Annotated in this window: 11 protein-coding genes; 8 read left to right on the top strand and 3 right to left on the bottom strand. The window is 57.8% G+C overall.

Translation table 11 applies throughout. From position 1 onward, the window contains the following. Nucleotides 1–3: 3 nt before the first annotated feature. The 6 genes from HMPREF2526_RS13350 to HMPREF2526_RS01805 all read left to right on the top strand — a co-directional run bounded on the left by HMPREF2526_RS13350 (nucleotide 4) and on the right by HMPREF2526_RS01805 (nucleotide 4392). Entirely contained in the window at nucleotides 4–156 is a 153-nt protein-coding gene (locus tag HMPREF2526_RS13350) for a hypothetical protein (protein WP_168163144.1), read from the top strand. A gap of 61 nt (nucleotides 157–217) precedes the next feature. After that, nucleotides 218–997 carry a trypsin-like serine protease gene (locus HMPREF2526_RS01825; RefSeq protein ID WP_232745386.1) on the top strand — a complete coding sequence of 260 codons (780 nt, stop codon included), beginning with the start codon at nucleotides 218–220 and terminating at the stop codon, nucleotides 995–997. Between the two features lie 16 nt (nucleotides 998–1013). Further along, nucleotides 1014–1547, top strand: coding sequence for an NUDIX hydrolase (locus tag HMPREF2526_RS01820; protein WP_070517383.1), 534 nt, complete (start codon nucleotides 1014–1016; stop codon nucleotides 1545–1547). 115 nt (nucleotides 1548–1662) lie between these two features. Continuing rightward, nucleotides 1663–2760: a DNA alkylation repair protein gene (locus HMPREF2526_RS01815; protein ID WP_065422016.1), complete on the top strand. Its 1098-nt coding sequence runs from the start codon at nucleotides 1663–1665 to the stop codon at nucleotides 2758–2760. Nucleotides 2761–3034: 274 nt separating this feature from the next. Then, entirely contained in the window at nucleotides 3035–3646 is a 612-nt protein-coding gene (locus HMPREF2526_RS01810) for an META domain-containing protein (protein WP_070545497.1), read from the top strand. Between the two features lie 167 nt (nucleotides 3647–3813). Then, the gene (locus HMPREF2526_RS01805; RefSeq protein WP_230308874.1) at nucleotides 3814–4392 is read left to right on the top strand and encodes an META domain-containing protein; all 579 of its coding nucleotides are present in this window, start codon (nucleotides 3814–3816) and stop codon (nucleotides 4390–4392) included. Nucleotides 4393–4427: 35 nt separating this feature from the next. Here HMPREF2526_RS01805 and HMPREF2526_RS01800 read toward each other — a convergent pair whose 3' ends face one another. Continuing rightward, the gene (locus HMPREF2526_RS01800) at nucleotides 4428–5396 is read right to left on the bottom strand and encodes a TDT family transporter (RefSeq protein WP_083295498.1); all 969 of its coding nucleotides are present in this window, start codon (nucleotides 5394–5396) and stop codon (nucleotides 4428–4430) included. Nucleotides 5397–5874: 478 nt separating this feature from the next. Between HMPREF2526_RS01800 and HMPREF2526_RS01795 the strand changes: the two genes are divergently transcribed. Then, nucleotides 5875–7326, top strand: a complete 1452-nt coding sequence (locus HMPREF2526_RS01795) for a hypothetical protein (protein WP_070545492.1) — start codon at nucleotides 5875–5877, stop codon at nucleotides 7324–7326. Between the two features lie 169 nt (nucleotides 7327–7495). Here the strand turns inward: HMPREF2526_RS01795 and HMPREF2526_RS01790 are convergent, their stop codons facing one another. After that, nucleotides 7496–9373: a hypothetical protein gene (locus tag HMPREF2526_RS01790; RefSeq protein ID WP_070510551.1), complete on the bottom strand. Its 1878-nt coding sequence runs from the start codon at nucleotides 9371–9373 to the stop codon at nucleotides 7496–7498. Between the two features lie 1620 nt (nucleotides 9374–10993). Next, complete coding sequence (glnA, locus tag HMPREF2526_RS01780; protein ID WP_046647924.1) at nucleotides 10994–12427, bottom strand: type I glutamate--ammonia ligase; 1434 nt, start codon at nucleotides 12425–12427, stop codon at nucleotides 10994–10996. 129 nt (nucleotides 12428–12556) lie between these two features. Here glnA and HMPREF2526_RS01775 point away from each other — a divergent pair, with 129 nt between their 5' ends. After that, complete coding sequence (locus tag HMPREF2526_RS01775) at nucleotides 12557–12991, top strand: RDD family protein (RefSeq protein ID WP_046647925.1); 435 nt, start codon at nucleotides 12557–12559, stop codon at nucleotides 12989–12991. Nucleotides 12992–13146: the final 155 nt, after the last annotated feature.

Raw genomic sequence — 13146 nt, 5'->3', positions numbered from 1 at the left:
ACAATGGGACAGGAACAATTCTCAGGCCCGGAGTATTTCACCGAGTTTGATCCGGAGAAGTTCATCCGCGACATGAAGCAGGTCGCTGAGATGGAGAAGGAAAATAAGGAGAATAAGGCGGACTCGGGTGAGGCTGCATCCGCGAAGGAAGACTAGCCGGCGCCTCCTTGGGGCACTGAGCGCAGCGGGGTTGGCGCTGGCCGGGTGCACCGTGCCGATGGGAGCCGGACCCGTACAGAAGGCAGCCTCCAGCTCAGCTGTCTACTCCACCGTGGTGCCAGCTGAGCCGCAGGTGCATTCGCAGGATGCCTCCCCGGTGCCACCGGGCGCGGCGTTGGATATTTCGACCACGCAGCCCGTGCCCGGCGAAGCCTTTGACTTCAACCTGTGCACGGTGGCGTGGAGCTTCGTGCTTGACGACGCCCGCACCATCGCCGTCACCGCTTCCCATTGCGGTGAGCCGGGGGATACCGTGTGGGCAGGCGCTGCCGACGGTGAATTTGTCTACCCGGCAGAGCCCGTCGGCACCATTATCTACTCCGATCTCAGCGCGCCGAAGACGCACCAGCTGGATTTCGCTTTGGTGGAAATCACCAGGGAGGCTGAGTTTTATGTCCCGCGGGACATGCCCACTACCGTCGTCGCGGCGGATGAACACATGTTGCCTGACAGCGTCTGCAAGCTGGGCCGCATCACCGGTGAGACCTGCGGCCCGCTGACACATCGTGAGGGGCAGGGCAAACTCCAGTTTGATGACCGCACGGTGGAGACCGTCGCGGCGCGCGCCCAGGTGTGCTCCACACATGGCGATTCAGGAGCCCCGGTGTATGGCGCGCAGGGCAGCCCTTATGAGGACGTGATCGTAGGGGTTCTCTCGGGCACCACTGATGCTGCAGCCAGCAGTGAGGGGTGCGCGGATGGTTCGGAAGCACAGATGTCGTTTACACCTGCCGCCAAGATCGAGGAACTCCTGCCGGAGATTCTGGAGCGGGTTTAGGTGCTAGGCTTAACCCATGCCGACTCCTGATTTCATTGTGTCTCTGCGTGAGAAAATCGGTCACGAGCAGCTCTTCCTTCCCAGCGTGACCGCGGTTATCGTGCGGGCCGTGCCCACGGGTTCCGCTATCTGGGAGTTGCCCTCGGTGCTGCTTGCCCAGCGTGCCGATAATGGCACGTGGGCTCCCATCTCCGGTATCTGCGAGCCGGGGGAGGAGATTACGACGACCGCGCTGCGCGAGGTCAAGGAGGAAGTGGGCCTCGATGGACGCATCGAAGCGCTCCTCGGCGTGGGCCAGGTTGGCCCAGTAGTCTGCCCCAATGGGGATAAGTGTCTTTACATGGATACCTCCATCCGGGTCTCCGTGCTGGACGATGCGGAGCCGGTTATCTCCGACGAAGAGAACCTGGCCGCGCAGTGGTTTTCGGTGGCGCAGATGCCGACGTCTGTCAGCGCCCGCCACCGCATGATCATCGGGGACGCCGTGGCGCAGATGAAGCACCCGCAGGGCTTCCGCCCGCGGATGGGATATGTCAAGCGCACCACTTAAAAGGTTTTCTCCATAAGCATTGATGTGAGGGCACTGGAGCTAATTGGTGTATCGAGGCGGCAATCCTTAATCCTGCCGCGAAAAAGTCTCTCCGCGCCGGGTAACATGCACAGCTATGGCTCCCAAAATGAAGGACTACTTCAACGCTGACACGGCACAAAAACTCGGTGCACAGCTTGGAATTGACGGCGAAGAGTATGCCGCGTGGGTCGCGCCGCGAGTCGAGGATTTAGAGATCCTGGACCGCGTGACCGTGTTTGCACAAGGGCTTCGGGAACAGCTCGGCGGGGATTATGTCGGGGTGATTGGCGGAATCGTCGATAAGCTTGGGCCCGAGCTTGCGGAGGGGGAAGGTTACTTCAACCACGCATTCCACCTGTGGCCGGTGAGCCGTTTCATCGAGCTGTACGGGATAGATGAGCCGGAGGTTTCTTTAGATGCAATTGAGGCGCTCACCAGGGTGTTCACCGGTGAGTTCGCGGTGCGTCCCTTCTTAGAGCGCTACCCAGAGCTGACCATGGCCCGGGTGAATGAGTGGGCTGGTTCGGACAGCCACAACGTGCGCCGCCTGGCTTCCGAGGGCATCCGTCCGCGCCTGCCGTGGGCAAAGGTGCACGCGCCGTTTGTGGCGGACCCCTCGCCGATCCTTCCGGTCCTGGGCCGGCTGTACGACGATGCGTCGCTGTTCGTGCGCAAGTCCGTAGCCAACAACCTCAACGACATTGGCCGTACGCACCCCGAGTTGGCTCTTGCAACCGCCTCGCGATGGGCAGACAGCGGATCGTCGCACGCAGCGTGGGTGGTGGAACAGGGGTTGCGCGGGCTGATCAAGCGCGGCAATAAGGAGGCCCTAGAGCTTGTTGGCTTTTCTCCGTCCACCGCCGTCACCGCCACCCGCCCCGAGTTCCCCCACACTGTGGCCATTGGTGAAAAGGCGACTCTTTCAACGACACTCACCAACACCGGCGATGCGCCCGCACATGTGCTTGCAGAGTATCGCGTGCACTTCCTTAAAAAGAACGGAACCCGGAAGCCCAGTGTGTTTCGCCTCGGCAAATACACGCTTGATCCGGGCGAAACCCGAGTGGTGACCAAGACGCACCCGTTTCGGGTCACCAGCACACGCACCTACTATCCGGGCACGCAGGCCTTAAGCTTGGTGATTAACGGCCGCGAAGGCGAGCAAGTGGAATTTGAGCTAACCCAGTTGTAACCGCGGCGCTAGATGACTGCACCAAAACCTGTGAGTGTGCCCGCCACTTTGTGGGGCTCGATCGCCCTTCTCATCATGTTCTGACTGCGGATGGGATACGTCAAGCGCGCCTCTTAATCTGGTTTTAGTGCTTTAAACAGGTGTTTATGCTGCCAGCCTGGCTGCGGCAAGCGGGGAGAACTGGCCTCCGGCGACATTGGGAGAACGTGTCAATATCATGGGAAATGCATAAAAAACATTGCTATATGAAACTATCCCGCATAGCTTCAGGATCATGTTGTCACTCAGATTCAAGAAAGTAACCATCGCCACAACCTTCGCCGCATTCGCTGGCACGGCACTCGGAACCGGGGTTGCCTCCGCGGCAGAGCCTTCTTCTGGAATCTCCTTCGGCTCCAGCTCCGGTGAGCTGGCACAGCTGAGCTCCACACTGTTTGGTAGCTCGAAGCCTGCTCCGGAAAACCCCGAAAACCCAGAAGCGCCGGAAGGTTCTGGCCTGATTGAAAAGGCAGAGGACGTGGAGGGCCTCACAGAACCGCTGACGGCAGAGCAAGCCAAGGGGGTTCTCAACGGCAGCTTCGTTGCGAAGAAGAACGATAAGATCGGGCTTTCCTTCCAACCGGATGGAACCGTAGGAGTTTCTGATGGTTGTAACCTCGGTAACGGTACATACTCTATCGCGGAGGACACCGGCGCCCTAGAGATCAAAGACGTCATTACCACTATGAAGGCTTGCGAGCCGGACGTGATGGTCGATGTTCACGATTTCAACGTCATTGTTCCGAAGAAGCCACAGGTCTATTCCATCGATGACACCACCATCGCATTGGTCAAAGATGGGCAGGCAATTCAGTTCGTCAAGGTCGATACCCCTGAAGAGAAGTAAATAACCTTCCTTATCAGTGGCCAACCCCCAGCGGGAGGTTGGCCACTTTCTGTGTTTTAGTCTGCGGCCTGTAAGGGGATGGGGGAGTTGTAGAGTTGCCTCAAAATATCATCGGAAACGCATGAAATGGGTTGATGTCGGCGGCCGTGGCCGATAGCTTCGGGGCCATGATTTCACGCACACTGAAGAAAGTAACCACTGCAACCGCGTTCGTCGCCCTCGCCGGCGGCGTCCTGGGCGCCGGTACTGCCGGTGCGCAAGAGCTGTCCTCCGTCGATTCCCCGCAGTCCAGCCAGATCCAGGAGCTGAGCTCCCGCCTCTTTGGCGGTCCGGGCACCCCGGAGGACTCTGAAGCGCCGGAAGGCTCCGGGCTGATTGAGAAGTACGAGGACGTCGACGGTCTGCAAGACAAGCTGCCGGCTGATGAGGCCCAGAAGGTTCTCAACGGTACCTTCACCGCAAAGAAGAACCCAGAGATTTCCGTGACCTTCAATTCCGATGGAACCCTCGCCTACAACGATGGCTGCAACTCCGGTGGTGCTAGCTACAAGCTGGATCAGACCGATGCCATTGTGGTGGAGAACCTGAACTCTACGCTGCGTGCATGCTCCCCGGATGCCATGGCCGACGCCGATGCGCTCAAGGCTATTCTCTCGGCCAAGCCCGTTGTCTTCCCCCTGGAGGGAAACAACTACGCACTGGGTAGCCAGGGCCAGGTCATCCAGTTTGAGAAGGCCGAGAACTAAGGCTTCCTAAGCGTCCAGCATTGCACGTGGCGGGGCTAGTCCGAGAGTGGGCTGGCCCCGCTTGTGCGTGCGCGCCGGCCCTCGACGAGCCAGCCAATGAAGCGGCAGGAGCAGGCAGACCAGTGTGCGACAAGCAGCACCGGGATGCTGAGCGCGATGACGTCGAGAAGCTCCGAGCCATTCACCAGCGCTACTTGGTGCCCGCCCATGCTGACCGTTCCCGGTGGGAATGTGCAGGCCCACCACGCGGGCGAGTAATCCACCCAGCGAGCCACGTTGGGGTAGAAGGTGACCATGGCATAAAGCGCGAGGGGGATGGCAATCACCATGGCGGTGAGCCCGTAGTAGACAGAGAAACTACCGGGGTAGAGGATCTGCATGGCGGTAGTGGATTGGCCCACCACGCCCAGCGGCACCCATGCCGTCGCGGAGTTGGCGCCGGTGAGGTTGACTTTGCCGTGCCAAGCAGCCCAATACACGCGGATGAAGATGGGGACCGCAGTGGAGATAGACATGATGAATAAAACGGTGCCCATCACGTGGTAGGCGCGCCCGTAGTCGAGGGCGAGGAAGCCGGCTACGGAGGAGGAAATCATGGGGCCGACCAGCGGCAGGCCCCAGGTAAACCGCGGCTGACCGTCGAAGCGGGTGAGCTGGATGGCCCACGTGATGACGGTGACCGGGCCACCGATCCAGAAGCCCACTAGGCGGAAGGTTCCGATATCCGTCAATCCGGACAGTGCTGCGCCGAGTGCCAGGATGCCGATGAAGTACATGGACCATTCCGCCATGGAGGTCCGCGCGAAGCTGGGCTGGCGGTAGAGCGCGAAGCCGACCGTCAGCACGAGCAGGATGACGCAGGCTAGCGCTGCGAAGATGGCGGAGCCAACCAGCATGTCTTCCTCAACGAGCAGCCGGGAGACGATGGAGGTGCCCATGAGGCTGCCGCCCCACGCGGGGCCGGGCGGTGGCAGTTGGCGGAATCTGTCAGTCACAGATGGCATGGTAGCCACCCCACTGCAGGAAAGCTCGTTTGATCAGCGGGATTAGGACGTGAGATTGCACCTTGTTGTGTACTGCAGTAGGGGAGGGCACACAGAGCGCGTGTGGCGGTTGACTTCACCGCCGTTGGAACCGCGTGTGTTCTCCAGGCTAGAAAACCTCACCAACCCTCATTGCTGGGAACGGTGAGGAGCAATGTCTTAAGTGTAAGCGTAGAGGAACAAAATTGAACGCGCGCGCAACAGTAACTTGCTGATTTTTTGTCAAATATTTGGTTGTCGCTGGTCAATGGAACGGAATTATCTCCCGAGAAATACCCCCGAGTGTATGGGTGTCAGTAAACTCTCTGACCTCAGCCTAGACGGCCCCTCTAGAAACCTACCCCGTAACATCAAATTTGCTACCCCTCGATGAGGGGCCAATTCCAGGCCAAAAGCAATTCGCCCTGCACTTAGGTAAGTATCCCGAGATAATCTCCCTATGGCCCCACAACAGCTCAGCGACCTCCAGCGCACCGTCCTGGAATGGGTGAACTCTGGTTGCCCCGAAGACTCGGCACCCAGCGGCAACTACAAGATTTCCGCCCGCAGTCTCGAAGGCTACGAGCTGGTGAAGATTAAAGGACATGGCGACGCATGGACGGCAACCATCACCGAGCGCGGCAAGCGGGTGCTCACAGGTACGGAGCCACTTCGGCCGAAGAAAAAGAAGAAGACTACTGTTGGCGGGCCGGCCACGGGTAGCGAGCGAGTCGTGACCACACCCAATCGCCCCGCCACCCCGTATCGTCCCCGCGTTACGCCGACCGTTGGGGAAGCACAACAGCTCCTTGCCGCTATCGAGGGCGCGCACCGCGGCTTCTTTCGCGTCAAGTGCAGCAAGGAGGAGTTTGAGCGCGAGTGGGAACCCCGTCTTAAGGCTGCGCAACGCGTGGCGCAAGAAAAGCAGCGCTCACGTCGTCTTGTCTTTAACCTCAAGGAAGAAGGCTGGAACTCGTGGTGGCCGACGCATGTGCAGGCCGGGTTTGTCGACGAGGTGGTTCTTACAGAAAGCTCACGTCTGCTTCTTTCCGGGGAGCGACGAGTGAGCAAGTTGCACCCGATGGTTGCGCTGTTTACTGACAAGGCCAGCTTTGATGTCTCCGCGAAAGCTGCGCCGCGTGCAAGGCGGCTACTTCATGTGCTTTTCACCGAGGCCGAACGGATTGGGTGGGAGGTGAATTCGCGAGAAATTGAGTCGAGGAAGTGGAACACGCCGTCACGCACAGGTGTCTATGTCGCTGGCCGGGAGATTACAGTCACCGAGCAGACTGACAAGGTGGAGCGTGAACCAATCAGGAAAGAAAAAGCAGAGCTTAATCGCTATAACTGGGACAAAACGAGGGGCATGGAGCCGGTGTATGACCATGTTCCGAATGGCTTGCTCACCATTGAAATGGGGTGGAATAGGGTCAACGACACGAAGCGTAACCCTCGTCGCCTAGACACGGCACTAGCGACGCGCATGACGCAGACTGCCGTCGAGAGATTCTTTACTCGTTGCGACAGCGACTTCAAACGTGAAGCGGAGGCGTCGTGGCAGCGTCGTAAAGACCACGCCGCCGAGATTTTGAGGGTTCGTGAGGGGCGCGCGTTCGAGCTGGAGACTTTGCGTCGGCAAGCCAGTATCTACCGAGAGCATCAGGGGCTACTCGCTTTCGTGAGCGAGCTGGAGGGAACCAGCAATGTCGATGCTGACTACCTCGCGTGGTGCAAGCATATCCTGGAGCGAGAAAACCCCGTGCCGGTGCTAGCCGTCCCGCAGGTGCCGGAACTCGATAGGGAGGTGTTCAAAGAGGAGATTGTTGAGGTCGCGGGGACACTCGATGATTCCGAGCTGGACGTGTGGACGCAGGTCGGGTTCGACGGCGCTGAGACTTCGGGGCCAGCGTAGGTGGATTCGTTTTGAGGAATCGCATTGGCGCTGAACGGGATCGGGTACGATAACTTCCCTGTTAGGCAGGCACACTGCTCACCAGGGAACAGTGGGTGACAGGGCTCGAGTGAGCCCAAAGAGCTAAAGGGATGTGTGACTCCATTGCCGATGTCTCGTCCTTGTCTGGTTAGCGCGAGAGTTCCTTGAGAACGGACTCCTCGATGAACTTTCTTTCGTACTGCTCCCATTTAGCTTCTGGCCGCGGCGCTGCATCCGCGTATCTCGATGTGAGTTCCGGGTCCGTGTGCAACTGGTAAATCGGAGTTTCCTTGAACCTGGTGCGGTCGTCTTCGCGACTTCGTTCCAACCAAAATGCGGTTTCGTCGGGCTGCCCCAGCAGGATTGAGGCTCCTGCTTTTAACGGTGCTACATAGTGGTGATTGGCTGGCAGACTTTCGCGAAAAAGTCGAATATCCGTAAGGTCAGCGTCAGTCAGATTCCCGAGCCGCTTATCAATTTGCCACACGTTTACCTGCGCAATCTCGGAAAATTCGGGTTCGGTGAAGAGCCAGGTGGCAAGTTTTCTGGCTCCTCTGAGCAGTTCCGTGGCGCGTCGTGGCTGTAAGTCCGCGGCCTCGATAAGTTTCAGCACGGTCTCGTTGGCGAAGTTGGTTCTCCTGTCGTTGTCCACATACATCTCATATGCCTCGGTGATGTGCTCAAGTCCAAGGTTGAGTGTGGTTGAGATTTCTTCTGCCGTGAGAACTTCAAATGCAGTAATGCGCGTGTGGACCTCGGGGTCGTCTTTGGCAACCCACCAAAACTGCCCATTGTCGAGGTCTCCAACGCTTTTGATGGTCGCAAAGTCTTCGTTGTTGCGGTGGGAAGCAAGGAAGCGAAGCTGCCATTTTCCAAGTTCGACCATAAGTTTGTGAGGTTGTTCGTCGGGGAGAGAGAACTTGCCACCGTACACGAAGTACTTGACAATGTTCTCCAGCATGTCGAGGTTGGTATCGAAGTCGCGAACATGCAGTAGCGAGGTGTCGACGTTGAGGAGTTCGCACAAGGCGTTGATGTCTTGAAAGATTCGCAGGCTTTGCCTTTGAGGTGTGAAGTCGTAGTCGTTGAGTTTCCACCGGACTTCGTTTTCCCCGATGTCAAACGATTCGTTTTCGATCCAGTAGTTAAGAAATTCAAGATTGGTAAGTGCTTCGTCAAAGTCCTCGACTAGGGAAGAGTTGACCTCTCCGCCTTGGTTCTTAATGTCTAGGGTGATGCGTAAGGAGGGAGTAACAGCGAGTTCCATAAGGTGGTCGTTGATAAGCCGTCGGCGTGCATCCGAAATGACAATTGAGCCTGCGCGAAGTTCATGGCCGAGTTCATGTGAAGCGTATTCTTCCGGCCAATACTGGAAGTGACCGGGCAGTGGCACCCTGTTTCCGTCTCGCAGTTTCAGTTCGATATGAGAGGGGATACCTGTCCCGATACCGACTACTCCCGGCTTGTTGAAGTTAAGGGAATCCACTGTCGAAACGTGGAGGCCTGTTGCTAGGGACAGCATGTCATCCGACAACTTAATGTTGCTGGGTTGGCACTTCGCTCGGGCAAGTTTCGCGATTCTAGTTTGCGCGTCACAGTCTTCGGGGAACGGCAACAGTTTCACTGTTCGGGATTTCTTGTCGCCCATTTCCCTCAGCTCGTGTTCGATGTCAAGTGGGCCTAGAATGAGGTAATAAGCTCGGCGTTCCAAGCCTCGAATATGGACAACGAAGAGTATTACGCCGTCTGAGTTGTGAAAACCAGTCAGGTATTTCTTCTTTAGTTTGAACTTGGCGAGATTCTTGAATTGCTCGGCCTGTTTCAGCTCGTGCCCCTTGCACTGCGACCTAACTGCCCATTGAAAGTGTTCGGTCTTTTTGGTCTTGTCGGGGGCGTAGTATTTGAGTTCGCCGTCAACGATTGCTGTCTTGTCGTTCTTAGACAGCTCAGCCCGCAGGTGCTTGTTCCCACGGAGCAGGTCTTGGATGTAGTTAACGGCTGCTTCTTCAATATCGTCGTTATCCACGAGTACTCCCAAGTTGCGTCTAGTTCAGATCACTAGAGTTTACCAGGCAGTACTCGTAGTCTTTCGTTGTTGGAGATGCGTGAAATCCGAGTGTCTAGGGACTAGCTACACCCGCTCCCATGTACCCAGGAAAATGTTTGTGTGAATACCCTGCAACCGCAACCGCCGCGCGGTGCAGTACGTGCCGACCTTGGTGCGGGTAATTCAGACTAGCTCGCCCGTGTCGGCTGCATGAAGGTGAGAATGACTTGCAGGCAATGGCGGTTTTCCAGAATACAGGTTTGCCGAGGCGGTATCTTATTGGGGACCGAGTATTTGCTCGCCTGCTTCTGCGGTCGACAAGTACCAACGCCCAACGCGCCAGGACAACTGGGGACATATTGGCGACCTCCCAGACAGAAAAGAAGCCCTCGGTATTACTGCCGACGTGGAGGGTATTACCCAGGTTGCGGGCCAAGCCTACTGTCCGTGTATTGCTGCCTATGAGGACCTGTTGTATCCCAAGGCGGACCACGAAAGCAAAGACATGATCGGCGCTGAGCGCGAGGCGAAGCACGCTCGGCGCAAGACCCTTCAACTTCCGATTAAGGCAACACGCACTGACGGCTCACAACGTTTCGAGTGCCCGGCATTGTCTGGCAAGGTGATCTGTCCGCTTCGGGCTGGTAACAAACGCGCTCGCGAAGCAGCGGCCAAGAAAACCGCGTTGGGTCAGCCACCCATGCCACTGCCACAACACGTCCTGGACAAGGTGAATACCTCCGGCAAGATTTGCTCCCAAGCCTCAGTACTGGTGAGTATCCACGAACACGACCGCTTCCATAAGTACGCGCAGCAGGGCCTTCCCTCTCTATACGAAAGAGTGGGAAAAGCTCTACCGTAAGCCACGCAACATTATCGAGGCACGCAACCACAGTCTGAAAAGCCTGGTTGCTATTGGTAAGGGGGGGAGCGGACAAAACGCTATACGCGAAGCGTGGCCGCATTCATGCTCCTTATCGGTCTTGCTGTCGCTGGAACCAATGCCTTGCAGGCAATGAACTACTTGCGCAGGCAAGTTGACGAGGGCCCTGGTCCACGTCCCCCCCTCGGGGCGGGCGCCCGCGTAAAGGCCGGGCACGCGAGGACATGCTGAGCATTGCGGGCGCTAATGCCCCGCCTCAGATTGGCGAAGCCGCATAAGAAGTCACGAGCCTTGCTGGAACTCTCCAGGAGGCCGTGGCCTTGAACCCGTGGTCAGGTGCCGGAAATAGCCCGTGAAGCGGGCAGTGACAGGGCTAATCGAGTCGAAAACCGCCCAAATAGGATATGAAAAATAGCGAACCCCTCGACAATTCTGACGAAACGTCGAGGGGTTCGCTTCTACCTAGCAGTAATGCAAATCAACGCAGGTCAGTTGTGCAAACATGCCTTCGCCTCTAGCTTTTGAAGTTTATGAAGAGCTTTGAGGATTGCCCCCACCTAAATGGTGGAGGTGCTTTCGTCGTTTTAAGGGGGCTACCTCAAGGCAAAATCCCGTAGAAATCCCGCAAACCCCCGAAAACATGCAAACACCGCAAAACATGAAAAGTCCCTGACCTGCACAAACGGAAACACACAGGCCAGGGACAAACCTCAAAACTAGCAGTCGTAGTACATCTCAAATTCCTGCGGAGTCGGACGCAGGCGCACCGGCGCAATCTCGTTCTCGCGCTTGTAGTTGATGTAGGTCTCGATGAGGTCTTCGGAGAAGACATCGCCTTCAGTAAGGAAGTCGTTGTCTTCCTCAAGCGCAGCGATGGAGGCCTCCAGGGAGGTGGGGGCCTGCGGAATGGACGCAGCCTCTGCCGGCGGCAGCTCGTAGAGGTCCTTGTCCACCGGGGCGTGCGGCTCGATGCGGTTCTTGATGCCGTCGAGGCCTGCCATCATCATGGCGGCGAAACCGAAGTAGGGGTTGCCGGACGGGTCCGGCGCACGGAACTCGATGCGCTTGGCCTTCGGGTTGGAGCCGGTAATCGGGATGCGGATGGCAGCCGAGCGGTTGCGCTGCGAGTACACCAGGTTGATCGGTGCCTCAAAGCCCGGAACCAGGCGGTGGTAGGAGTTCAGGGTTGCGTTCGTGAACGCCAGAACCGCCGGTGCGTGGGCCAGGATGCCGCCGATGTAGTAGCGAGCAATGTCAGACAGGCCTGCATAGCCGGCCTCATCGTGGAAGAGCGGCTTGCCATCCTGCCACAGCGACATGTGGGCGTGCATGCCGGAGCCGTTATCGCCGGCCAGCGGCTTAGGCATGAAGGTCACGGTCTTGCCGAACTGCTCCGCGGTGTTCTTGATGATGTACTTGAAGGTCTGAATATCATCCGCCGCGTGCAGCAGGGAGTTGAAGCGGTAGTTGATCTCGTTCTGGCCGCTGCCCACCTCGTGGTGGAAACGCTCGATGACAAAGCCTGCCTTCTGCAGCTGCTCCACCATGGCGTCGCGAACTTCGCCGTGCTTGTCGACGGGCGCCGTAGGGAAGTAGCCGCCCTTCACGCGAGTCTTAAAACCGGTGTTCGGGGTGCCATCGAAGTTGGTCTCGGAACCGCGGTTCCACCAGCCTTCATCGGTATCAACCTCGTAGAAGCCGTGGTTAACGTCGGTGCTGTAGCGCACGGAGTCGAAAATATAGAACTCAGCTTCAGCGCCGAAGTTACAGGTATCCGCGATGCCGGTGGAAGCGAGGTACTCCTCAGCCTTGCGCGCGATGTTGCGCGGGTCGCGGCTAAAGGGCTCCAACGTAAACGGGTCGTGGACGAAGAACTTGATGTTCAGGGTCTTCGCGGTGCGGAAAGGATCCACGAAGGCGGTCTTCGGATCCGGCAGCAGCGTCATATCGGACTCATCGATGGTGGTAAATCCGCGGATGGAAGAACCATCAAAGGCGAGGCCTTCGGCAGCTGCGTCTTCAGTAAATTCCTCGGCCGGAATAGAGAAGTGGTGCTCAGTGCCGGGGACGTCCGTAAACCGGATGTCAACGAACTTGACGTCCTCTTCCTTGATGAATGCGATGACGTCCTGGATTGTCTCAAAGGACACGGTGGTCTCCTGTTGGTTGACGTGTAGTACTCCCGACTAGTTTACAGGTATTGGCTTTGTCGCTGGGGTGTCTGGGGCACGTGGAGGCAAATTTTCTGCTTAGCAGAGCCGACGGCTAGATTGGTGGGCATGGCTGATAACAACGATGGCTTTGAGAACGGGCAGTGGCCTGGGCAAACAATGGGCTTGCCCAAGGAGGGCTCAGGTTCCCTGGCTTCTGTAATGCGGCGCACTTTTGGCGTTCTCATTGACTGGCTCTTGGCAATGCTGATAGCCAATCTCCTCGAGCTCTTTACGAATTCGCTCGGTGGCCCGGCATTCTTGGGCTATGCGGTGTGGGTAGTCATGGGCATCGTGTGCGGTTGGCTCTTCGCCCGCACCCCGGGCATGGCGCTGCTGGGGATGGGAGTCGCACGTCTTGATGTGCCGGGCTCTTCCGTTGGCTTGTGGCGAGCCGCGGTCCGCACGCTGCTGACTGCAGTGCTTTTCCCCGCAGCGATGGTCGATGCCGACGGCCGCGGCCTCCACGACCGCGCCACCGGCACCGCCGTCATCATGGCTTAAGGCTTGTTCTGCGTCAGCCGGTCGTATCCACCACAGATGCCCCACAAATGGTTCCCCTGAAAAGGTTTGTTTGGGGGCAAACAAACCTTCTTCATAACGCTAGAGGGTTTACTTGGGGTCAAGTAAACCCTCTGAGTAGAACCATCTGACGAAAC

The sequence above is a fragment of the Corynebacterium sp. HMSC070E08 genome, from assembly GCF_001808895.1.
Classification (GTDB): Bacteria; Actinomycetota; Actinomycetes; order Mycobacteriales; family Mycobacteriaceae; genus Corynebacterium; species Corynebacterium hiratae.
Note: the sequence above shows the minus strand (reverse complement) of the source record. Positions and strands in the feature narration are given on the sequence as shown.